14 protein-coding genes and 4 tRNA genes are annotated in these 22,431 nt (G+C 57.8%); 17 read left to right on the forward strand and 1 reads right to left on the reverse strand.

All coding sequences use genetic code 11. The annotated features are described in order from the left end of the window. Window positions 1–3 precede the first annotated feature (3 nt). The 17 genes from CLU92_RS21535 to CLU92_RS21615 all read left to right on the forward strand — a co-directional run bounded on the left by CLU92_RS21535 (window position 4) and on the right by CLU92_RS21615 (window position 20,426). Window positions 4–1,599: a DUF3369 domain-containing protein gene (locus CLU92_RS21535; RefSeq protein ID WP_101483551.1), complete on the forward strand. Its 1,596-nt coding sequence runs from the start codon at window positions 4–6 to the stop codon at window positions 1,597–1,599. A 145-nt stretch (window positions 1,600–1,744) separates the two neighbouring features. Next, window positions 1,745–3,391 (forward strand): tetratricopeptide repeat-containing response regulator, encoded by a 1,647-nt coding sequence (locus tag CLU92_RS21540; RefSeq protein WP_101483552.1) that lies wholly within the window; start codon window positions 1,745–1,747, stop codon window positions 3,389–3,391. A 233-nt stretch (window positions 3,392–3,624) separates the two neighbouring features. Next, window positions 3,625–3,709: transfer RNA gene (locus CLU92_RS21545), tRNA-Tyr, on the forward strand. A 59-nt stretch (window positions 3,710–3,768) separates the two neighbouring features. Continuing rightward, window positions 3,769–3,842, forward strand: a tRNA-Gly gene (locus CLU92_RS21550). Window positions 3,843–3,885: 43 nt separating this feature from the next. Continuing rightward, window positions 3,886–3,960, forward strand: a tRNA-Thr gene (locus CLU92_RS21555). Window positions 3,961–4,048: 88 nt separating this feature from the next. Next, window positions 4,049–5,239 carry an elongation factor Tu gene (tuf, locus tag CLU92_RS21560; protein WP_101483553.1) on the forward strand — a complete coding sequence of 397 codons (1,191 nt, stop codon included), beginning with the start codon at window positions 4,049–4,051 and terminating at the stop codon, window positions 5,237–5,239. A gap of 66 nt (window positions 5,240–5,305) precedes the next feature. Continuing rightward, window positions 5,306–5,381 (forward strand) — tRNA-Trp (locus CLU92_RS21565). Window positions 5,382–5,413: 32 nt separating this feature from the next. Continuing rightward, complete coding sequence (secE, locus tag CLU92_RS21570) at window positions 5,414–5,797, forward strand: preprotein translocase subunit SecE (RefSeq protein ID WP_035823944.1); 384 nt, start codon at window positions 5,414–5,416, stop codon at window positions 5,795–5,797. Then, window positions 5,797–6,423, forward strand: coding sequence for a transcription termination/antitermination protein NusG (gene nusG / locus CLU92_RS21575; protein WP_034753130.1), 627 nt, complete (start codon window positions 5,797–5,799; stop codon window positions 6,421–6,423). Before secE ends, nusG begins: the two co-directional genes overlap by 1 nt. 114 nt (window positions 6,424–6,537) lie before the next feature. Then, entirely contained in the window at window positions 6,538–6,972 is a 435-nt protein-coding gene (gene rplK / locus CLU92_RS21580; RefSeq protein ID WP_034753131.1) for a 50S ribosomal protein L11, read from the forward strand. Beyond that, window positions 6,972–7,667: a 50S ribosomal protein L1 gene (rplA, locus tag CLU92_RS21585; protein ID WP_100875274.1), complete on the forward strand. Its 696-nt coding sequence runs from the start codon at window positions 6,972–6,974 to the stop codon at window positions 7,665–7,667. The genes rplK and rplA overlap by 1 nt, the downstream gene beginning before the upstream one ends. Before the next feature lie 319 nt (window positions 7,668–7,986). Next, on the forward strand, window positions 7,987–8,526 hold the full coding sequence (rplJ, locus tag CLU92_RS21590) for a 50S ribosomal protein L10 (RefSeq protein ID WP_034753621.1): 540 nt from the start codon (window positions 7,987–7,989) through the stop codon (window positions 8,524–8,526). Between the two features lie 67 nt (window positions 8,527–8,593). Beyond that, window positions 8,594–8,965 carry a 50S ribosomal protein L7/L12 gene (rplL, locus tag CLU92_RS21595; protein ID WP_010394320.1) on the forward strand — a complete coding sequence of 124 codons (372 nt, stop codon included), beginning with the start codon at window positions 8,594–8,596 and terminating at the stop codon, window positions 8,963–8,965. Between the two features lie 244 nt (window positions 8,966–9,209). Next, window positions 9,210–13,316 (forward strand): DNA-directed RNA polymerase subunit beta, encoded by a 4,107-nt coding sequence (gene rpoB / locus CLU92_RS21600; RefSeq protein ID WP_101483554.1) that lies wholly within the window; start codon window positions 9,210–9,212, stop codon window positions 13,314–13,316. Between the two features lie 109 nt (window positions 13,317–13,425). Next, window positions 13,426–17,667 carry a DNA-directed RNA polymerase subunit beta' gene (rpoC, locus tag CLU92_RS21605; protein ID WP_101483555.1) on the forward strand — a complete coding sequence of 1,414 codons (4,242 nt, stop codon included), beginning with the start codon at window positions 13,426–13,428 and terminating at the stop codon, window positions 17,665–17,667. 1,132 nt (window positions 17,668–18,799) lie between these two features. Further along, window positions 18,800–19,510, forward strand: coding sequence for an ArsR family transcriptional regulator (locus tag CLU92_RS21610; RefSeq protein ID WP_257561200.1), 711 nt, complete (start codon window positions 18,800–18,802; stop codon window positions 19,508–19,510). 76 nt (window positions 19,511–19,586) lie between these two features. Next, window positions 19,587–20,426, forward strand: coding sequence for an HDOD domain-containing protein (locus tag CLU92_RS21615; protein ID WP_101484817.1), 840 nt, complete (start codon window positions 19,587–19,589; stop codon window positions 20,424–20,426). A 74-nt stretch (window positions 20,427–20,500) separates the two neighbouring features. Here the strand turns inward: CLU92_RS21615 and CLU92_RS21620 are convergent, their stop codons facing one another. Further along, on the reverse strand, window positions 20,501–22,312 hold the full coding sequence (locus CLU92_RS21620; RefSeq protein ID WP_101483557.1) for a DUF885 family protein: 1,812 nt from the start codon (window positions 22,310–22,312) through the stop codon (window positions 20,501–20,503). Window positions 22,313–22,431 lie beyond the last annotated feature (119 nt).

Consider the following 22,431-nt stretch of genomic DNA (forward strand, 5'->3'; position numbering starts at 1 on the left):
TTCATGACCGACCTCAAAGCCGATGCAGACGATGACTGGCTGCTCGACGAGGATGAGCCGGTGGCCAGTCCTGCCGGGCTGGCCGCGCCCGACCAGCGCCTGTGGCGCGTCCTGATCGTCGATGATGACGTCGATGTGCATGCGGTAACGCGGCTGGCGCTGCGCAATGTCAGCTTCAAGGGCCGCGAACTGGAACTGTTTTCCGCCTATAGTGGCCGCGAAGCGTTTGAGATCTTGCGCGATACGCCCGATATTGCGCTGGTGCTGCTCGATGTGGTGATGGAAACGGATGATGCGGGTCTGATCCTCGCCAAGCGCATTCGCGCCGACCTGAACAACTCCATCGTGCGCGTCGTGCTGCGCACGGGCCAGCCGGGCCAGGCGCCCGAGCAGCGCGTCATCATCGAATACGACATCAACGATTACAAGGCCAAGACGGAACTGACGACGCAGAAGCTGTTTACCACCGTCATCTCGGCTCTGCGTGCCTACGAGAGCCTGATGATGCTCGAGCGCAGCCGCATCGGCCTGGGCAAGATCCTCGCCGGCGCCACCAATCTGTACCAGATCCATTCTCTGCGCGAATTCGCTTCCGGTGTGCTCAACCAGGTGAGCGCCATCCTCGATGTGGGTGCCGACGGAGTGCTGTGCCTGATGCAGGGCGGCGCCGGAGGGCCAGAGGTGGTCGCCGCCACGGGCACCTATGCCACGCTGGCCGAGTCGGAAGCCCTGCCGGCCGACCATGCGCTCGCCCCCACCATCGCCAAGGCGTTTGCGGAAAAGCGCAGCCAGTTCGAGCATCCGGCCAATGTGCTGTTTATCCACACGGAAGGCAACCGCGAGCTGGCCATCTCCGTCACGCCGCCCTGGCCGCTGGCGCAGATCCAGCGCGACCTGCTGGAAGTATTTTGCCAGCGCATCGCCGCCGCCTTCGACAACCTGTATATGTTTGGCCAGCTGCGCAAGGCGCAGGAAGCAACTGTGGTGGCGCTGGCCGACCTGGCCGAGTTCCGCGACAGCGACACGGGCGGCCATGTGCGGCGGGTACAGCAATTGTCTGATGCCATCGCCCGGCGCATGCAGCAGCGCGGCGTATATGCCGACGAGTTGACGCCGCAGCTGCTCGACATGATCGGCCTGGCCAGCATCTTGCACGACGTGGGCAAGGTGGCCACGCCGGACGCCGTGCTGCTGAAACCAGGCAAGCATACGGATGAGGAGCGGGCGCAGATGCAGCTGCATGCCAGCGTCGGGCGCACCATCCTCGAGCGGGCCGCCAATATGGTCGACGGCGTCAGCTACCTCACGTATGGCGCGCAGATCGCCGGCGGCCACCACGAGCATTTCGATGGCGCCGGCTATCCGGACGGCCTGAAGGGGCGCACTATTCCCATAGCCGCGCGCATCGTTGCCGTGGTCGACGTCTTCGATGCCCTGTTGCACGAGCGGCCCTACAAGGAGCCATGGCCGTATCCGCAGGTGCGCGAATACATCGAACAGCGCAGCGGCAGCCAGTTCGATCCGGAAGTGGTGACGGCACTGCTGGACCTGATCGACCATGAGCCGGAACTGTGGCATCCGGAGAGCGCCGCCGCTTGAGTTGCAGCTTCCTGCCCAGCTTCGTTGGCGTTTTTCGGCGCCACACCATTCCCTTGCGCGCGGCGCCGTCATATACTCGGCTGCCTCATGCTGGCCGGCGCCACGCACCAGTGTGGCGCGCCGCGGAGTTTTCGGACATTACGACATGAAAGAACTCAAGGGTCTCAGCGCACTGATCATCGAGCCGCATCCGGGCATGCGTGCCAGCCTGCACAATATGCTCAATCTGTGTGGCTTGGCAAAGATCGATGACGCGGCCAGTTCGGGCCAGGCGATCCGCATGCTGGGCAGCAAATCGTATGATTTGATCCTGTGCGAATATGATCTCGACGGAGGACAGGATGGCCAGCAGATGCTGGAAGACTTGCGCCACCACAAATTGATGCACGCGTCCACCATGTTTTTCATGGTCACGGGCGAGGGCAGCTTCGCCAAGGTGGTCAGCGCCGTCGAGCTGTTGCCCACCGATTACATTCTCAAGCCATTCACCGCTGACAACATGCTCGAGCGCATCGGCCGCGCGCTGGACAAGCGCAACGCCTTCGTGCCCGTCTATGAACTGATCGACGTGGGCAATGAGCGTGCGGCGATTGCCGCCTGCGCCGAGGGCGCCAGCCTGTATCCCCGTTACGCTACCGATTTCCTGCGCCTGCGCGCGGAACTGCATTTGTTGCTGGGCGAAGCGGCCGACGCGGAACCGATCTACGCAGCCCTGTACGGCGCCAAGGCTATCGGCTGGGCGCGCCTGGGACAGGCGAAGACGCAATTCCTGCTGGGCGAGTACGAAGCGGCGCAGGGCACGCTGGAAGGATTGCTGGAAAATAACAAGCGCTTTCTCGATGCGTATGACTGGCTGGCGCGCACGCACTTGGCGCAAGGCAAGCCGGAACTGGCGCAGGCGGCCCTGAGCGAAGCGGTGGCCCTGTCGCCGCATGCCGTGCGCCGCTTGCGCCGGCTGGGCGAGGCGGCCCTCGCGGCCGACGATATAGAGATGGCGGAAAAAGCCCTGAAGCTGGTGGTCAGCAAGGCCAAGTATTCGGAGTTCCGCGACCCGGAAGACCATGTGCGCCTGGTGCAGACCCTGGTGCGCAAGGGCGACCCCTTGCAGGTGGGCGCCGTGATCCGCGACCTCGACAAGTCGATGGGCGGACAAAAGAATGCGCAATTGTGCAGCGCCCTGTGCAGCGCCATGCTGCATGCGCATACGGGCAACGAGGAGCGCCTGCAGCAATCGCTCGACGCCGCCCTGGCCGCCAACCGCCATAGCGTGGGCAGCTCGAATACGCTGAAAACGGAACTGGCGCGCCACTGCCTGGCGCACGGGCGCGAAGACGGCGCGGCCGAGGTGATGCGTGAAGTCATGCGCAATGCGCCCGACAGCGCGGCCATGACGCGCGCCATGGCCGTGTTCGAACAGGCGGGGCGCGAAGAGTTGGCCAAGGCACTGGCGCGGCAAAGCCGCCAGGAAGTGGCCGATATGGTGGCGGCGGGCGCCGCCAAGGCGGGAGAAGGCGATTTCCGTGGTGCCGTCGAACTGATGGGCGAAGCCGTCACGCGCCTGCCCGACAATCCGCAAGTGGTGTTCAATGCGGCCGTGGCGGTACTGAAATGCCTGGAGCACGAAGGTTGGGATGAGCGCATGGGGCAGCAGGCGCTGACTTTTATTGCCGGTGTGCGCCGCCTGGACCCGCGCAACCCCAAATTACCGGTGCTGTCGGGCCTGCATCAGCAGTTGTTGCGTAAATATAAGCCCCTTGGCAACTCCTGGATGCATCCGCCTGACGCCCGGTAAACAGGAAAAATGCGGGGTGAGTGACGGAAAAATGCGGCTTGCAGCCAGGGGGGATAAAAAAATGCGAAAAAAAGTCGACTTTTTCGCGCCAACCCTTGCACATTCTCAAATCGGGAGCTTATAATCACGCCCCGAAGCAGCCAACTTCTTCTTTATACGCAAATGCAGCAGTCAGGCATCAGTAAATAAGGTTGACAGTTGTGAGTAGATGCTTCATACTCTGCGGTTCCCGCGGAGGGGTGGCCGAGTGGTTAAAGGCGACAGACTGTAAATCTGTTCTCTATGAGTACGCTGGTTCGAATCCAGCCCCCTCCACCAAGTTTTTGCAAGGAAAACTGGGTAGTAGCAAGTAAGTGAAGATAAGTGAACGATACCTCGCGGGTGTAGCTCAATGGTAGAGCAGAAGCCTTCCAAGCTTACGACGAGGGTTCGATTCCCTTCACCCGCTCCAGTTTCCGTTCAGATGCTTGATGCATCGCATGCAACAAATTACAGCCCTTGTAGCTCAGTGGTAGAGCACTCCCTTGGTAAGGGAGAGGCCACGTGTTCGATCCACGTCAAGGGCACCAGAATTCGCAGCAGGCAGCACAGAAGCAATTCAAACCAGACCGTCGGGCGTGTGCCTGAGCAATCTAATCAAATCATTAGGAGTTCAAAATGGCAAAAGGTAAATTCGAACGGACCAAGCCGCACGTCAACGTCGGCACCATCGGCCACGTCGACCACGGTAAAACCACGCTGACCGCTGCAATCGCAACGGTTCTGTCGAAGAAATTCGGCGGCGAAGCTAAAGCATACGACCAGATCGATGCGGCTCCAGAAGAAAAAGCGCGCGGTATCACGATTAACACCGCCCACGTTGAGTACGAAACGGCGACGCGTCACTACGCGCACGTTGACTGCCCAGGCCACGCCGATTACATCAAAAACATGATTACCGGTGCTGCGCAGATGGACGGCGCGATCCTGGTATGCTCGGCAGCTGACGGCCCAATGCCACAGACCCGCGAGCACATCCTGCTGGCCCGCCAAGTTGGCGTTCCATACATCATCGTGTTCCTGAACAAGTGCGACCTGGTCGACGACGCAGAGCTGCTGGAACTGGTTGAAATGGAAGTGCGCGAGCTGTTGTCGAAGTACGAATTCCCAGGCGACGACCTGCCTATCATCAAAGGTTCGGCACGTATGGCGCTGGAAGGCAAAGAAGGCGAAATGGGCGTTGACGCAGTATTGCGTCTGGCCGATGCGCTGGATGCTTACATCCCAACGCCAGAGCGCGCTGTTGATGGTGCATTCCTGATGCCAGTGGAAGACGTGTTCTCGATCTCGGGTCGCGGTACCGTTGTGACCGGTCGTATCGAGCGCGGCATTGTTAAAGTCGGCGAAGAGATCGAAATCGTTGGTATCACCGATACCGTCAAAACGACTTGCACCGGCGTGGAAATGTTCCGCAAGCTGCTGGACCAAGGTCAAGCAGGCGACAACGTTGGTCTGCTGCTGCGCGGCACCAAGCGTGAAGACGTGCAACGTGGTCAAGTTCTGGCAAAGCCAGGCTCGATCAAGCCGCATGCTCACTTCACCGGCGAGATCTATGTTCTGTCGAAAGACGAAGGCGGCCGTCATACGCCATTCTTCAACAACTACCGTCCACAGTTCTACTTCCGCACGACGGACGTGACTGGTTCGATCGAGTTGCCAGCAGACAAAGAAATGGTTATGCCAGGCGATAACGTGTCGATCACCGTCAAGCTGATCAACCCGATCGCGATGGAAGAAGGTCTGCGCTTCGCTATCCGTGAAGGCGGTCGTACCGTCGGCGCCGGCGTGGTTGCAAAAATCCTCGCATAAGGAAATGTTATGCTTCCACCCGGGGCGTCCTGGGTGGTAGAATAGCACTCCTCGAAAGTTTTACGTAGGGACGTAGCTCAATTGGCAGAGCGTCGGTCTCCAAAACCGAAGGTTGGGGGTTCGATGCCCTCCGTCCCTGCCACCGTCAAGGTGCAGGGCACCGAAAGTAGAAAAATGTCAAATCAATCCGTGCAAACCGTTAGCACGTCGAGTGACAAGATAAAAGTCGCGCTGGCAATAGTGGCTGCGATTGCAGGAGTAGTCGGGTTTTATTACCTGGCAGGCCAACCAGCTCTGGTGCGTGCAAGCGCGCTTGTGGCTGGTTTGGTTATTGCTGTTGCACTCTTGTATATCTCGACGACCGGCCGTGAATTTCTCAATTTCGCCAAAGAAGCTGTGCGCGAAACCAAGAAAGTCGTTTGGCCTACCCGCAAAGAAGCCACGCAGATTACTGCGATCGTGTTTGCCTTTGTGCTGGTCATGGCGATTTTCCTGTGGGGCACGGATAAATTGCTCGAGTTTTTGTTGTATGACGTAATTCTGGGTTGGAAAAAATAATGAGCGAAAATGTGCATGATGAAGCGGCGGACGAGTCCGTTCCGGGCGACGCTCCGGTAGCGGATACTGGTGCAGCGCTGAGCGTGCCAGTGAGCAGCAAGCGCTGGTATGTCGTGCATGCTTATTCCGGCATGGAAAAAAGCGTCATGCGCGCACTGACCGAGCGCATCGAGCGCGCGGGCATGCAAGACCAGTTCGGCCAGATCCTGGTGCCGATCGAAGAAGTAGTCGAAGTCAAGAATGGTGTGAAGTCCGTCACCGAACGTCGTTTCTATCCTGGCTATGTGCTGGTTGAAATGGAAATGACGGACGAGAGTTGGCACTTGGTCAAGAACACCAGCAAGGTTACCGGCTTTATCGGTGGCAAGTCGAACAAGCCGACGCCGATCTCCGCGCGCGAAATCGACGGCATCATGAAGCAGATGCAAGAAGGTGTTGAAAAGCCCCGTCCAAAAACCTTGTACGAGGTGGGCGAGCAGGTACGCATCAAGGATGGTCCGTTCACCGATTTCAACGGCAATGTCGAAGAAGTCAATTACGAGAAATCCAAAGTGCGCGTCTCGGTCACCATCTTCGGCCGCGCTACTCCGGTGGAGCTCGAATTCGGCCAGGTCGAAAAAGTTTAAGTTGTATCAGCGCCACCAGGAGCGTCGCGGCAGTCTCAGCGAAATCCGGTCAGAGGAGCCCCGCCAGGGTAGGATCGGCGGGGCGCTACTACTCAATCCAAGATAGGAGCCATCATGGCAAAGAAAATCATTGGTTTTATCAAGCTGCAAGTGCCAGCTGGTAAAGCAAACCCATCCCCACCAATCGGTCCAGCTCTGGGTCAACGTGGTCTGAACATCATGGAATTCTGCAAGGCCTTCAATGCACAGACCCAAGGTCTGGAGCCAGGCATGCCGATTCCAGTCGTGATCACCGCGTTTGCGGACAAGTCCTTCACGTTCGTGATGAAGACGCCTCCAGCAACCTACCTGATCAAAAAAGCTGCTGCGATCACCAAAGGTTCGCCGAAGCCACATACCGACAAAGTCGGTACGCTGACCCGCGCACAAGCTGAAGAAATCGCTAAATTGAAAACCCCTGATCTGACCGCTGCCGACATGGATGCTGCTGTACGCACCATCGCTGGTTCCGCTCGTTCGATTGGTATCACGGTGGAAGGTGTTGTATAATGGCTAAGTTATCCAAACGTATCAAGGCTTTGAAAGCCAAAGTCGACCGTACCAAAGTGTACGCTTTCGACAACGCTGTCGCTCTGATCAAAGAGTGCGCAACGGCCAAGTTCAATGAATCGATCGACGTATCGGTACAACTGGGTGTTGATCCTAAGAAATCCGACCAAGTGGTGCGCGGCTCCGTCGTGCTGCCAGCTGGTACCGGCAAAACCGTACGCGTTGCAGTATTCGCGTCGGGCGAAAAAGCAGAAGCTGCTAAAGCAGCTGGCGCCGACATCGTTGGTATGGAAGACCTGGCTGAGCGTATCAAAGCCGGCGACATGCCTTTCGATATCGTTATCGCTTCGCCAGATACCATGCGTATCGTTGGTACCCTGGGTCAGATCCTGGGCCCACGCGGCATGATGCCTAACCCGAAAGTTGGCACTGTTACTCCTGACGTCGCTACCGCCGTGAAAAACGCGAAAGCCGGTCAAGTTCAGTACCGTACCGACAAATCCGGTATCATCCACGCTACCATCGGCCGTAAATCGTTCGCTGACGCAGATCTGAAATCGAATCTGGTCGCACTGATCGACGCACTGAACAAAGCCAAGCCAGCATCGAGCAAAGGCGTGTACCTGCGCAAAGTTTCGCTGTCGTCGACCATGGGCGCTGGCGTCCGTGTTGACCAGGCTAGCCTGGCAGCTTAAGTAAAGAATCAAGTCCTGTGGCGCCTCCGGGCGCTGCGGGCGCATCTTTGGGCTGTCTGCCCGGTGTTCGCACCAGGCAGGCAGACAATCAAAGACCGTTGGGCCGACTGCGATCGCACATGCAGAAGGTTAATAGGCTTGCCGGCAACGGCAAGTGCCCAACGCAGATGGTGTACCCGAACAAGTTTTGTAGTCCTCATGCTGCGTGAATCCATCCGCTCAGTTTAGTACTTCTTGACTTCGGACGCCGTGTTCGAACCGATGCAAGGCGCTCAACCACTCGGTTGTGATTGCCGAACATCATTTAAGGAGGTTGACCGTGAGTCTCAATCTGAATGACAAAAAGGCCGTCGTCGCCGAAGTTTCCGCACAAGTAGCAAATGCGCAAACGATCGTCGTGGCCGAATATCGTGGCATCCAGGTTGGTCACTTGACGCAACTGCGTGCTAAAGCGCGTGCCCAAGGCGTGTACCTGCGTGTGTTGAAAAACACTCTGGCTCGTCGCTCCGTTGAAGGTACCGCATTCGCCAGCCTGGCAGATGCCATGACCGGCCCGTTGATCTACTCGATCTCGGCCGATGCCGTTGCAGCAGCTAAAGTCATCGCTGACTTCGCTAAAACCAACGACAAACTGGTCATCAAAGCAGGTAACTACGCAGGCAAGCCGCTGGATACAGCTGCTGTCACCGCGTTGGCGAGCATTCCTAGCCGTGAAGTCCTCATTTCGCAGTTGTTGGGCGTTATGCTGGCTCCGGTTTCGGGCTTTGCACGTGGTCTGGCTGCCCTGGCAGCGAAAAAAGGCGAAGGCGCCGAAGCTCCTGCAGAAGCAGCAGCAGAAGAAGCCCCAGCAGCCGCTTAATTGCGCGCGCTTTTTTCTCTCAGTACCAATCTGATGTAACTAACGTAATAAATTTAGGAGTTTCAAAATGGCAATTAGCAAAGACGATATCCTGGAAGCAGTTAGCGCCATGTCCGTAATGGACCTGAACGACCTGGTTAAAGCATTCGAAGAAAAATTCGGCGTGTCCGCAGCAGCTATGGCTTCGGCCGGTCCTGCAGCAGGCCCAGCAGCAGCTGCTGAAGAGCAAACCGAATTCAACGTCATCCTGGACAGCTTCGGCGCAAACAAAGTTGGCGTCATTAAAGCAGTTCGCGAAATCACCGGTCTGGGCTTGAAAGAAGCTAAAGACCTGGTCGATGGCGCACCAAAAACTGTGAAAGAAGCAGTGTCGAAAGCTGACGCTGAAGCAGCACAGAAGAAACTGGTAGAAGCCGGCGCAACCGCTTCGATCAAGTAATATCTGTACCGGCGGCAGTTAGCGCCCGAGTCAAAGTCTGAGGTTTCCCCTCGCAAGGGGGGAAATCCGACTTTGGCTCCTTTGTCGTCTGCATCGTATTTGTCATGTAGTTGTAGCAGCAGTTTTTATTCGATTCAAGCCGGAAAGCAGAGCCTTGAGGTTTCGTCTGTGTCACACGCAGCGGTGCAAACGAACACTTGCAAAACCTGAATTTTCTATCCTTTCTGTCACTCACGGAGTGTCCATGCACTACTCATTTACTGAGAAGAAACGCATTCGCAAATCATTCGCGAAGCGCGCCAACGTTCACCACGTTCCGTTCCTGCTGGCGACCCAGCTCGAGTCTTATCATAGCTTCTTGCAAGAGGACATAGCACCGTCTGGCCGCAAGAATGATGGCCTGCAGTCGGCTTTCACTTCGATTTTCCCTATCGTTTCGCACAATGGTTTTGCGCGTCTCGAATTCTTGTCGTACGTTTTGGGCGATCCTGCCTTTGACGTCAAAGAATGTCAACAACGTGGCCTGACGTTCGCGTCGCCGCTGCGCGCGAAAGTGCGCCTGGTGATTCTGGACAAGGAATCGCCAACCAAGCCTGTCGTCAAGGAAATGAAAGAACAGGAAGTCTACATGGGCGAATTGCCGCTCATGACGACCACCGGTTCGTTCGTGATCAACGGCACGGAGCGGGTTATCGTTTCCCAGTTGCACCGTTCGCCTGGCGTGTTCTTCGAGCACGACCGCGGCAAGACTCACTCGTCCGGTAAACTGCTGTTCTCCGCGCGTATCATTCCTTACCGCGGTTCGTGGCTGGACTTCGAGTTCGACCCGAAAGACATCCTGTTCTTCCGCGTCGACCGCCGCCGCAAGATGCCAGTGACGATCCTGCTCAAAGCCATCGGCATGTCGCATGAGCAAATCCTGGCCAATTTCTTTGTCTTCGACAATTTCAACCTGCGCTCCGAAGGCGCGGAAATGGAATTCGTCGCCGAACGTCTGCGCGGCGAAGTGGCGCGCTTTGACATCGTCGACAAGTCGGGCAAGACCCTGGTGCTGAAAGACAAGCGTATCAACGCCAAGCACGTGCGTGATATCGAAGCTGCCGGCATCAAGCACATTTCCGTACCGGAAGACTACCTGCTGGGCCGCGTATTGGCGAAGAACATCGTCGATGGCGACACCGGCGAGGTCGTCGCCTCCGCGAACGATGAGCTGACCGAAGACCTGTTGGGCCGCTTGCGCGATGCCAACATCAGCGAAATCCAAACGTTGTACACCAACGACCTGGATCAAGGCGCCTATATCTCGCAAACCCTGCGTATCGACGACACCGCCGACCAGATGGCTGCGAAAGTGGCGATCTATCGCATGATGCGTCCAGGCGAACCGCCAACGGAAGACTCGGTTGAAGCGCTGTTCAATGGCCTGTTCTACAACTCGGACCGCTACGACCTGTCGGCCGTGGGCCGCATGAAGTTCAACCGCCGCATTGGCCGCGATGAACTGACCGGCGCCATGACCCTGTCGAACGAAGACGTGCTGGCCGTGATCAAGATCCTGGTGGAACTGCGCAATGGTCGCGGCGAAGTCGACGATATCGATCACCTGGGTAACCGTCGCGTACGTTGCGTAGGCGAACTGGCTGAGAATCAATTCCGCGCCGGCCTGGTGCGTGTTGAGCGCGCCGTCAAGGAACGCCTCGGCCAAGCCGAAGCGGACAACCTGATGCCGCACGACCTGATCAACTCGAAGCCGATTTCGGCTGCGATTCGCGAGTTCTTCGGTTCGTCCCAGCTGTCGCAGTTCATGGACCAAACCAATCCTCTGTCGGAAATTACCCACAAGCGCCGCGTATCGGCTCTGGGACCCGGCGGTCTGACACGCGAACGCGCTGGCTTTGAAGTGCGCGACGTGCATCCGACCCACTACGGCCGCGTCTGCCCGATCGAGACACCGGAAGGTCCGAACATTGGTCTGATCAACTCGCTGGCTCTGTATGCCCGCCTGAATGAATACGGCTTCCTGGAAACCCCGTACCGCAAGGTCGAAGGTTCCAAGATTACCGATCAGATCGACTACCTGTCCGCCATCGAAGAGGGTCGCTACATCATCGCTCAGGCGAATGCGACCATCAGCGATGAAGGTACGCTGTCCGATGAACTGGTCTCGGCCCGTGAAGCCGGCGAAACCATCCTGGTCTCCCCGGAGCGCATCCAGTACATGGACGTGGCGCCAGGCCAGATCGTTTCCGTCGCTGCCTCGCTGATTCCGTTCCTCGAACACGATGATGCAAACCGTGCATTGATGGGCGCCAACATGCAACGCCAGGCTGTGCCTTGCTTGCGTCCTGAAAAAGCGCTGGTCGGTACCGGTATCGAACGCACCGTTGCGGTCGACTCGGGCACCACCGTGCAAGCCTTGCGTGGCGGTATCGTCGATTACATCGATGCGGGCCGTGTCGTGATTCGCGTCAACGATGACGAAGCTACCGCTGGTGAAGTGGGCGTCGACATCTACAACCTGATCAAGTACACCCGTTCGAACCAGAACACCAACATCAACCAGCGTCCTATCGTGCAGGTGGGCGACCGTGTTGCCAAGCGCGACGTGATCGCCGACGGCGCATCGACCGACCTGGGTGAATTGGCGCTGGGCCAGAACATGACCGTGGCGTTCATGCCATGGAATGGTCTGAACTTCGAAGATTCGATCCTGATCTCGGAAAACGTCGTCAAGGACGACCGCTACACCTCGATTCACATCGAAGAGTTGTCGGTTGTTGCCCGTGACACGAAGCTGGGCGCGGAAGAAATTACGCGCGACATCTCGAACCTGGCTGAAAATCAGCTGGCACGTCTGGATGAGTCCGGTATCGTCTACATCGGCGCTGAAGTACAAGCCGGCGACACCCTAGTCGGTAAAGTGACGCCTAAAGGCGAAACCCAGCTGACCCCGGAAGAGAAGCTGCTGCGCGCGATTTTCGGCGAAAAAGCGTCGGACGTAAAAGATACTTCGCTGCGCGTGCCTTCGGGCATGATCGGTACCGTGATCGACGTCCAGGTCTTCACCCGTGAAGGCATCGTGCGCGACAAGCGTGCCCAGCAAATTATCGATGACGAACTGAAACGTTTCCGTCTGGATTTGAACGACCAGATGCGTATCGTTGAAGGCGATGCCTTCCAGCGTCTGGAAAAAATGCTGATCGGCAAAGTTGTCAACGGCGGTCCTAAAAAGCTGGCCAAAGGCGCCAAGATCACCAAGGAATACCTGGCCGATCTAGACAAATACCACTGGTTCGACATCCGCCCTGCGGACGACGATGCAGCGGTAGCGCTGGAAGCGATCAAGGAATCGATCAACGAGAAGCGTCACCAGTTCGATCTGGCCTTCGAAGAGAAGCGCAAGAAACTGACGCAAGGCGATGAGCTGCAACCAGGCGTGCAAAAAATGGTCAAGGTGTACCTGGCCGTGAAACGCCGCCTGCAGTCGGGCGACAAGATGGCCGGTCGCCACGGTAACAAGGGTGTGGTTTCCCGTATTGTTCCTGTGGAAGATATGCCATACATGGCCGACGGCACGCCAGCCGACGTTGTGCTGAACCCGCTGGGCGTTCCTTCGCGGATGAACGTTGGTCAGATTCTCGAGACTCACTTGGGCTGGGCTGCCAAGGGTCTGGGTATCCGCATCGGCGAAATGCTGAAGGCGCAAACCAAGGTCGAGCAAGTGCGCAAGTACCTGACGACGATCTACAACGAGAATGGCCGCGCGGAAGATCTGGACAAGTTTGATGATGAAGAGATCATGAAACTGGCCGAGAATCTGAAAAAAGGTGTGCCATTCGCCACGCCAGTGTTTGACGGCGCGAACGAAGAAGAGATCCGCCGCATGCTGGACCTGGCGTATCCGGACGACATCGCCAAGAACCTGGGCATGACCCCGTCGAAGAACCAGGTGACCATGTATGACGGTCGCACCGGTGAAGCATTCGAGCGCAAGGTCACTGTCGGCGTCATGCACATGCTGAAACTGCATCACTTGGTTGATGACAAGATGCATGCACGTTCGACCGGTCCTTACTCGCTGGTGACGCAACAGCCGCTGGGTGGTAAAGCCCAGTTCGGTGGTCAGCGTTTCGGTGAGATGGAAGTCTGGGCACTGGAAGCGTATGGCGCGTCGTATGTCTTGCAAGAGATGTTGACCGTCAAGTCCGATGACGTGAATGGCCGTACCAAAGTGTACGAGAACCTGGTCAAGGGCGATCACGTGATCGACGCCGGCATGCCGGAATCGTTCAACGTGCTGGTCAAGGAAATCCGTTCGCTGGGTATCGATATCGACCTCGAACGCAACTAAAAGACAGCCACCTGTCATTTGGTTTGGGAAACACAAAGCCCGGCTGGGAAACCACGCCGGGCAATGTAGTCTCAGGAATATAGAAATTTAATCACCTCTGGAGTGATACATGAAAGCACTGCTCGATCTATTCAAGCAAGTACAGACCAACGAGACCTTCGATGCAATCAAGATCGGTCTCGCTTCGCCTGAGAAAATCCGTTCGTGGTCCTACGGCGAAGTCAAGAAGCCGGAAACCATCAACTACCGTACCTTCAAGCCTGAGCGCGATGGCCTGTTCTGCGCCAAGATCTTTGGCCCGATCAAGGATTACGAATGCCTGTGCGGCAAGTACAAGCGCCTGAAACACCGCGGCGTGATCTGCGAAAAGTGCGGCGTCGAAGTCACGCTGGCCAAGGTGCGCCGCGAGCGCATGGGCCACATCGAACTGGCCTCGCCTACCGCGCACATCTGGTTCCTGAAGTCGCTGCCGTCGCGTCTGGGCATGGTCCTGGACATGACCCTGCGGGACATCGAACGCGTGCTGTACTTTGAAGCATACGTCGTGACCGATCCGGGCATGACCCCGCTGAAGAAGTGCCAGATCATGTCGGAAGACGACTACGCCGCCAAGTACGAAGAGTACGGCGACGACTTCACCGCCTTCATGGGCGCCGAAGGTATCCGTGAACTGCTGCGCTCGATCGACATCCACCGCGATGCCGAAACCCTGCGCGTGGAACTGAAGGAATCGAAATCCGAAGCCAAGATCAAGAAATACGCGAAGCGCCTGAAAGTGCTGGAAGCGTTCCAACGTTCGGGCATCAAGCCTGACTGGATGATCATGGAAGTGCTGCCAGTGCTGCCGCCGGAACTGCGTCCGCTGGTACCGCTGGATGGTGGCCGTTTCGCGACCTCGGATCTGAACGATCTGTATCGCCGCGTCATCAACCGTAACAACCGTCTGAAACGCCTGATGGAGCTGCGCGCTCCAGAGATCATCACGCGCAACGAAAAGCGCATGCTGCAAGAAGCAGTCGATTCGCTGCTGGACAACGGCCGTCGCGGCAAAGCGATGACCGGCGCCAACAAGCGTCCGCTGAAATCGCTGGCAGAGATGATCAAAGGCAAGGGCGGCCGTTTCCGTCAAAACTTGCTGGGCAAACGCGTCGATTACTCCGGTCGTTCGGTCATCGTCGTGGGCCCGCAATTGAAACTGCATCAGTGCGGCTTGCCGAAACTGATGGCGCTGGAACTGTTCAAGCCATTCATTTTCAATAAACTGGAACTGATGGGTCTGGCGACCACGATCAAGGCAGCGAAAAAGCTGGTCGAGATCCAGGAGCCGGTCGTGTGGGACATCCTGGAAGACGTGATTCGCGAACATCCGATCATGTTGAACCGCGCACCTACGCTGCACCGTCTGGGTATCCAGGCGTTCGAGCCAGTCCTGATTGAAGGCAAGGCCATCCAGTTGCACCCACTCGTCTGCGCGGCATTCAATGCCGACTTTGACGGTGACCAAATGGCGGTCCACGTTCCTCTGTCGATCGAAGCGCAGATGGAAGCACGCACCCTGATGCTGGCATCGAACAACATCCTGTTCCCATCGAACGGCGAACCGTCGATCGTGCCGTCGCAGGATATCGTGCTGGGTCTGTACTACGCGACCCGCGAAGCGATCAATGCGAAGAACGAAGGGATGATGTTCCCTGACGTTTCGGAAGTGATCCGCGCCTACGACAACAAGGAAGTCGAACTGACGACCCGCGTTACCGTGCGTATTACCGAATACCCGAAAAACGCCGAAACGGGCGAGTTCGAGAAAACGGTTACCCGCTACGAAACGACGATCGGCCGTGCGATCCTGTCGGAAATTCTGCCTAAAGGCTTGCCGTTCTCCGTCCTGAACCGCGCGCTGAAAAAGAAAGAAATTTCCAAGCTGATCAACACGTCGTTCCGCAAGTGCGGCCTGCGCGCCACGGTGGTGTTCGCAGACAAACTGATGCAATCGGGTTTCCGCCTGGCGACACGCGCCGGTATCTCGATCTGCGTCGACGACATGCTGGTACCGCCTCAAAAAGTTACCCTGATCGCGACGGCCGAATCGGAAGTCAAGCAGATCGAACAGCAATACGCCTCGGGTCTCGTGACCGCCGGCGAGCGTTACAACAAGGTAGTCGATATCTGGGGCAAAACCTCGGATGAAGTCGGCAAGGCCATGATGGACCAGCTCAAAGTCGAAGACGTGATCCGCCGCGACGGCACCAAGTCGACGCAAGAATCGTTCAACGCCATTTACATGATGGCCGACTCCGGCGCGCGCGGTTCCGCAGCCCAGATTCGCCAGTTGGCCGGTATGCGTGGTCTGATGGCCAAACCGGACGGCTCGATTATCGAAACTCCGATTACCGCGAACTTCCGCGAAGGTCTGAACGTTTTGCAGTACTTCATTTCGACCCACGGCGCTCGTAAAGGTCTGGCCGATACGGCGCTGAAAACGGCTAACTCCGGTTACCTGACGCGTCGTCTGGTTGACGTGACGCAAGATCTGGTGGTGATCGAGGACGATTGCGGCACCATGAACGGCGCCGTCATGAAGGCACTGGTCGAAGGTGGTGAAGTCATCGAACCGTTGCGTGACCGTATCCTCGGCCGCGTGGTGGTGCATGACGTCGTCAATCCTGAAACCCAGGAAACGCTGTACGAAGCCGGCACCCTGATGGACGAAGACATGGTCGAAGAGATCGAGCGTCTGTCCATCGATGAAGTCAAGGTCCGCACGCCACTGACTTGCGACACGCGCTTCGGCCTGTGCGCCAAGTGCTATGGCCGCGACCTGGGCCGCGGCATGCTGGTCAACGCCGGCGAAGCCGTCGGTGTGGTGGCAGCGCAGTCGATTGGTGAGCCGGGTACCCAGCTGACCATGCGTACGTTCCACATTGGTGGTGCGGCTTCGCGTGCAGCAGTGGCATCGTCGGTGGAAGCCAAGTCGAACGGTACCATCCGCTTCACGGCAACCATGCGTTACGTGACGAACGGCAAGGGCGCGCAAATCGTCATTTCCCGTTCCGGCGAAGTGCTGATCACCGACGACCATGGCCGTGAGCGTGAGCGTCATAAAGTACCGTACGGTGCGACCCTGATCGTCAAGGACGGCATGGTCATCAAGGCCGGTACGGCCCTGGCAACGTGGGATCCGCTGACCCGCCCGATCATTACCGAATACGCCGGTCAAGTGCGTTTCGAGAACGTCGAAGAAGGCGTCACCGTAGCCCGTCAGGTCGACGAAGTGACCGGTCTGTCCACCCTGGTGGCGATCGATGCGAAACGTCGCGGTTCGCTGACGAAAACGTTGCGTCCGCAAGTCAAGCTGATCAACGACGCGAACGAAGAAGTCAAGATCGCCGGCACCGAACACTCGGTGGCGATCGGCTTCCAGGTCGGCGCGCTGATCATGGTGAAAGACGGTCAACAGGTATCGGTTGGTGAAGTGCTGGCACGTATTCCTACCGAATCGCAAAAAACGCGCGATATTACCGGTGGTCTGCCACGCGTTGCGGAACTGTTCGAAGCGCGCTCGCCGAAAGATGCCGGTATGCTGGCGGAAGTCACGGGTACCGTTGCGTTCGGTAAAGAAACCAAGGGCAAGCAGCGTCTGGAAATCACGGACATGGACGGCAACAAGCATGAGTTCTTGATTACCAAGGACAAACAAGTGCTGGTGCATGACGGCCAAGTCGTGAACAAGGGCGAGATGATCGTGGACGGCCCTGCCGATCCGCAAGACATCCTGCGCCTGCTGGGTATCGAAGCACTGGCACGTTACATCGTTGACGAAGTGCAAGACGTGTACCGTCTGCAAGGCGTGAAGATCAATGACAAGCACATCGAAGTGATCGTGCGTCAGATGCTGCGCCGTGTTCAGATCGTCAATGCCGGCGACACCAACTACATCGTTGGCGAGCAGGTTGAGCGTTCGGAACTGCTGGACGAGAACGATCGCATGGCTGTTGAGAACAAGATTCCAGCGACCTACGAAAACGTCTTGTTGGGTATTACCAAGGCATCGCTGTCGACCGATTCGTTCATCTCGGCCGCATCGTTCCAGGAAACCACCCGCGTGCTGACCGAAGCGGCGATCATGGGCAAGCGCGATGGTCTGCGCGGCCTGAAAGAGAACGTCATCGTCGGCCGTCTGATTCCTGGCGGTACGGGCCTGGCCTTCCACCGCGCACGCAAAGAGAAAGAAGCGTGGGAAGTGGAAGAGCGTCAAGCCCTGCTGCTGGCCGAGAAAGCCTCGATGGCTGGCGAAGCTGCCGAAGCGCTGCAAGATATCGAAAGCCAGCAACACCACGGCGACGAAGCGTAATTTACGCTGTCAGCTGACAAGAACGGCACCTTCGGGTGCCGTTTTTTTATGCTTTACGGCGCCTTTCCACCGCACACGCAAGGAGAAGGCGGCGTGGGAAGTGGCGGAGTTTCCAGCCCCGCTGCTGGCCGATAAAGCCACCCTGGCCAGTGAAACCACCGAAGAGCTGCTAGCCATCGAAAGCCATCTACACCATGGCGACGAAGCGTAATTTACGCGGTCAGCTGACAAGAACGGCACCTTCGGGTGCCGTTTTTTTATGCCTTACGGCGCCTTTCCACCGCACACGCAAGGAGACGGCGGCGAGGGAAGTGGCGGAGTTTCAAGCCCCGCTGCTGGCCGATAAAGCCACCCTGGCCAGTGAAACCACCGAAGAGCTGCTAGCCATCGAAAGCCAGCAACACCACGGCGACGAAGCGTAATTTACGCGGTCAGCTGACAAGAACGGCACCTTCGGGTGCCGTTTTTTTATGCCTTACGGCGCCTTTCCACCGCACACGCAAGGAGAAGGCGGCGAGGGAAGTGGCGGAGTTTCAAGCCCCGCTGCTGACCGATAAAGCCACCCTGGCCAGTGAAACCACCGAAGAGCTGCTAGCCATCGAAAGCCAGCAACACCACGGCGACGAAGCGTAATTTACGCGGTCAGCTGACAAGAACGGCACCTTAGGGTGCCGTTTTTTTATGCCTGAACGATTAAGCAAGATATGTGCAGGAATAGCGTGGTACGCGAAAAATCATGGTGGCGCATTGATAGAGGGTAAAGCGTCATTTATATGCTGCATTAAAATATGGCTAGTATGGGTAAATGGAAAGTGCCTGATGCAATGAAAGTCATGTAGTTATTAGTGGCTGAGATTGTGAATAAAATTTATGTACCGGTATGCATGCTGTTTGGCTTCTGAATAAATATGGCCAAGTTACTATTGCATCTGGCATGCCTGAATTGATGGACTAAATTCGGTGATGCGGTTGGCGCCAGAATGGCGCAGGCACGGTTTGGTATATCGGCCCGCTGTGCCCGCGTATCTGAAGTGAGCGCTCACAAAGAGATGTGCTTGCTGACCTTGTCACCCATTGCTGTGCCATCCCCACGTTGCTGCGCATGGGCCCGCCCAATTGCTGGTGACGGCGCATGCCGCTTTGTTGTGGCGTCACGCCCTATTGCCCTCGTCGCGCCAGTTTTCAGTTCATTCATGCTAAGATTTGGCGCATGATTGCCCAAGCCCTGTTCACTCCCGCCCAGCAAAAATTGCTGGGCTTGCTCTTTGTTCGCGTGAATGAAGGTTTTCATTTGAACGAGATCATGCGTCTGACGGGCCTGGGCAGCGCGTCTGCGCAGCGTGAACTGCGGCGTCTGCATGAATCCGGCCTCATCACTTCGGAGCGGATCGGCAATGTGCGGCGTTTCTGGCCCAACAAGGAAAGCCTCGTGTATCCCGAGTTGAGCGGGCTGGTGCAGAAAACCTTCGGCATCGTTGGCGTGCTCAGCGGGACCCTGGAACCTTTGCGTGCCCAGTTGCACCTGGCATTCGTGTCGGGTGCCACAGCGAAGGGACAGGACATGCCCGGTAGCGCCATCGACTTGCTGCTGGTGGGCGAAGAAGCCAATTATGGCGACCTGTTGACGGGATTGGCCCCGGCCGAGCGAACCTTAAGGCGTAAAATCAATCCCAACTTATATACGCTGGCCGATTATCGCCGACGTCTGCGTGAAGGTCAGCCATTTCTGTTGCAGGTATTGCAGCAGCCGAAGTTATTTGTCATTGGCGATGAATCACTATTGCAGGAGCTGGCATTGCCGGACGCTTCCTTGCAAGCGAACGACATCCCATCTTTATTCTAAGGGCCGGGCCTGGCATTCAATTTCTGATGCATGAAATTGTTGGCTGGAAAAACATCTGAGGCGGATTAATCGTATGATGAATAAACTACAGGCTTTCGGTTTAATTGTTTCCCAGGCGGTGCGCGGAGAATTGACGTTTCCCACAAGTGTTAATTCCGCATTGCAATTGCAATTGGCCCTGGCTGAACCGGACTGCCATATCGACCATGCGATCAAGCTGGTATTGGGCGAGCCCTTGCTGGCCGCGCGCACGGTGGCGCTGGCCAACTCGGCCGTGTACAGCTGCGGCGATGCGGCGCCCGTGACCAGCGTGCGCGCCGCCGTCATGCGCATGGGTTACCGCAATCTGTATGCGCTGGTGGTGGCCATGGTGGTGCGCCAGTTCGGCAGCAAGATCATCGACCCCGTGCTGCGCCAGAAGGCGAACCAGTTGTGGGAGCACACGGCGCACGTGGCGGCGCTGGCGCATGTGCTTGCCCGCCGCGTGACGCACGTTGATGTCGACACGGCCCTGTTCGCCGGTATTGTGCATGAGGTGGGCGGTTTTTATCTGTTGTCGCGTGCCGATGAATTTCCCGGTCTGCTCGACGACGATGTGAATCACTGGATGGAGTCCGCCGAAGAAATCATTTCCCGCGAAGTCATGAAGAAGCTGCTGATCCCGCTGGCCGTGAGTGTCGCCATCGAAGGCTTGCGCGATGGCTTGCTGTCCATCCCGCCCGACTCCCTGCTCGACACCTTATTGTTGGCCAAGCAACTGTCGCCCGTGCCGTCGCCCTTGCAGGTGACCTACGTGGAAATGCTCACGCCTTCCGATTCCGTCATCGATTTCATTATCGATAACGAGACCCTGCAAAGCATCCTGGCCGAATCGGCCGAGGAAGTGCGCTCGATGAGTGCGGCGCTGCTGGTGTAGCTGAAAACGCCAGCAGCGAAAAAAAAACGGCAGCGCCATCGAGGTGCTGCCGTTTTGATTTCAGGCGCTGCGTTTTACTTCTGCTGCGCGATCCACCGGTCGACCTTGGCTTCCAGCAGCTTCAGGGGAAGGGTGCCGTCGCCGAGCACCACTTCATGGAACTTCGGCAGGCTGAACTTGTCGCCCAGCGCCTGTTGCGCGCGCTGGCGCAGTTCGACAATTTTCAGCGAGCCGATCTTGTAGCCCAGGGCCTGGCCTGGCCATGCCATGTAGCGTTCCGTTTCGCTTTTCGCTACGGCGTCATAGCCGAGGGTGTCGCGCATGTACTTGATCGTTTGCTCGCGCGTCCACCCCTTGGTGTGCAAGCCCGTGTCGACCACCAGGCGCACGGCGCGCAGCATCTCGTCGTTCAAGTGGCCGAAATACTGGGCCGGATCGTCGAACAGTCCCATTTCCTTGCCCAGGGTTTCCGCATACAGGGCCCAGCCTTCCGTGAAGGCATTGTTGCCGCCGAAACGGCGGAAGTTCGGCAAGTCCATCTCTTGCACCAGCGCCAGGTGGAAATGGTGGCCGGGCTTGCCTTCGTGCAGGAACAAGGTGGTCATGCCCGTGTCGCCATACAGTGTGGGATCCGTGACGACGGACCAGAATACGCCGGGGCGCGAGCCGTCGGCGGCGGGCGCCGTGTAGTGGTCGGCGGCCGTGTCGCGGCTCAGTTCAGGTTCCAGGCGCAAGTCCAGCGGCGCCTTCGGCACCAGGGTGAACAGGGCGGGCAATTTGCTGTCGAGCAGCACGTTCAGTTTGCGGTAGACGTCCAGCACTTCCTGTTCCGTCTTGAACGGGCGGTATTTCGCCTGTTCCGACACCCACACGGGCAAGCCGGCGGCCGGACCGTTGTAGCCCATCTTCGGGCCCACGATCGCATATTGTTCCTGGATGCGCGCCACTTCCTTCAAGCCGATGGCGTGGATCTGCTCCGGTTTCAAATCCGTGGTGGTGCTGCTGGCCACGCGCGCCTGGTACCAGGCAGCGCCATCGGGCAGGGCGCTCCAGCCGCTGCTCGTGCGGCCGGCAGGCAGGTAGTCGCGTTCCATGAAGGTGGACAGGCGCTGCAGCGCAGGCATCAGCTTGGCCTCGATGATGCTGGTGTAGCTTTGTGTCAGGCGCGCCTTGTCCGCATCGGAAAATCTGGCCGGCAAGTTCTTGATGGGCGTGTAATAAACGCTGTCCTGCGGCGTGGCGCTGACGAGTTTCTTGAATTGCGGCAAGGCCGATTCCGTCAGCGCCTTCGGCAGCACGATACCCTTTTGCATGCCGACTTTCATGTTGGCGATGGCCTGGTCTATCCAGCCCGGCAATTGGCCGATACGGCTCAGGTAAGCGTCATACTCCTTGACCGTGGTCAAAGGCTGCGATGCCTCGCCGCCCGCATAATTGGCCAGGGTGACGGGCATGCTGTCCATCTGGTTCAGTGGCAGCAGGTATTCGGGGAAGCGTTCGAAGCTCAGCGCCGTGGCCAGTTCATAGTCGAGGATATCGTAGTTGATCTGGTCCTGGCGCGACAGCTGTGCGCGGGCGATGGCGCGCAGGGTCTTCTGGTACTGGCGGTACAGGGCGAACTGTTTTGCGCGCGCGGTGGGCACGATGGCTGAACCGAGCTGGTCGTCAAAACGGTTGTCGCCGCTCTCGGTGGCATTGATCGGCTCGAAACGGGCCTGCGCATCGTAGTATTTGTCGGCCAGCACTTGCAGCTGATGCTTAGCTTGTGGCGCACTGACGGCCACGGTCTTGGTTGCGGGCTGGGCCGCTTGCGCCATGGGCGCGTGGGCGAGTAACAGGGAGATGGCCAGGGTGCCGAGGGTGCCGGCGGCAAAACGATGCTTCATGCGCGATGTCCTTTGTAAGGAGAGGAATGAACGGGGGCGTAGCGAGGTCGGGGTGGCCGCTCGCGAAGGAACAGCCGGGGCGTAAGCATACGCCATTGCCCAGTGCGTTTGGATAAATT

It is taken from the genome of Janthinobacterium sp. 61 (assembly GCF_002846335.1).
GTDB lineage: Bacteria > Pseudomonadota > Gammaproteobacteria > Burkholderiales > Burkholderiaceae_D > Janthinobacterium.

Excerpts from the sequence above, each read along its gene's own strand:
- CLU92_RS21535 (WP_101483551.1), top strand. The coding sequence starts at position 4 with ATGACCGACCTCAAAGCCGATGCAGACGATGACTGGCTGCTCGACGAG.
- CLU92_RS21540 (WP_101483552.1), top strand. The coding sequence starts at position 1,745 with ATGAAAGAACTCAAGGGTCTCAGCGCACTGATCATCGAGCCGCATCCG.
- tuf (WP_101483553.1), top strand. The coding sequence starts at position 4,049 with ATGGCAAAAGGTAAATTCGAACGGACCAAGCCGCACGTCAACGTCGGC.
- secE (WP_035823944.1), top strand. The coding sequence starts at position 5,414 with ATGTCAAATCAATCCGTGCAAACCGTTAGCACGTCGAGTGACAAGATA.
- nusG (WP_034753130.1), top strand. The coding sequence starts at position 5,797 with ATGAGCGAAAATGTGCATGATGAAGCGGCGGACGAGTCCGTTCCGGGC.
- rplK (WP_034753131.1), top strand. The coding sequence starts at position 6,538 with ATGGCAAAGAAAATCATTGGTTTTATCAAGCTGCAAGTGCCAGCTGGT.
- rplA (WP_100875274.1), top strand. The coding sequence starts at position 6,972 with ATGGCTAAGTTATCCAAACGTATCAAGGCTTTGAAAGCCAAAGTCGAC.
- rplL (WP_010394320.1), top strand. The coding sequence starts at position 8,594 with ATGGCAATTAGCAAAGACGATATCCTGGAAGCAGTTAGCGCCATGTCC.
- rpoB (WP_101483554.1), top strand. The coding sequence starts at position 9,210 with ATGCACTACTCATTTACTGAGAAGAAACGCATTCGCAAATCATTCGCG.
- rpoC (WP_101483555.1), top strand. The coding sequence starts at position 13,426 with ATGAAAGCACTGCTCGATCTATTCAAGCAAGTACAGACCAACGAGACC.
- CLU92_RS21610 (WP_257561200.1), top strand. The coding sequence starts at position 18,800 with ATGCCGCTTTGTTGTGGCGTCACGCCCTATTGCCCTCGTCGCGCCAGT.
- CLU92_RS21615 (WP_101484817.1), top strand. The coding sequence starts at position 19,587 with ATGAATAAACTACAGGCTTTCGGTTTAATTGTTTCCCAGGCGGTGCGC.
- CLU92_RS21620 (WP_101483557.1), bottom strand. The coding sequence starts at position 22,312 with ATGAAGCATCGTTTTGCCGCCGGCACCCTCGGCACCCTGGCCATCTCC.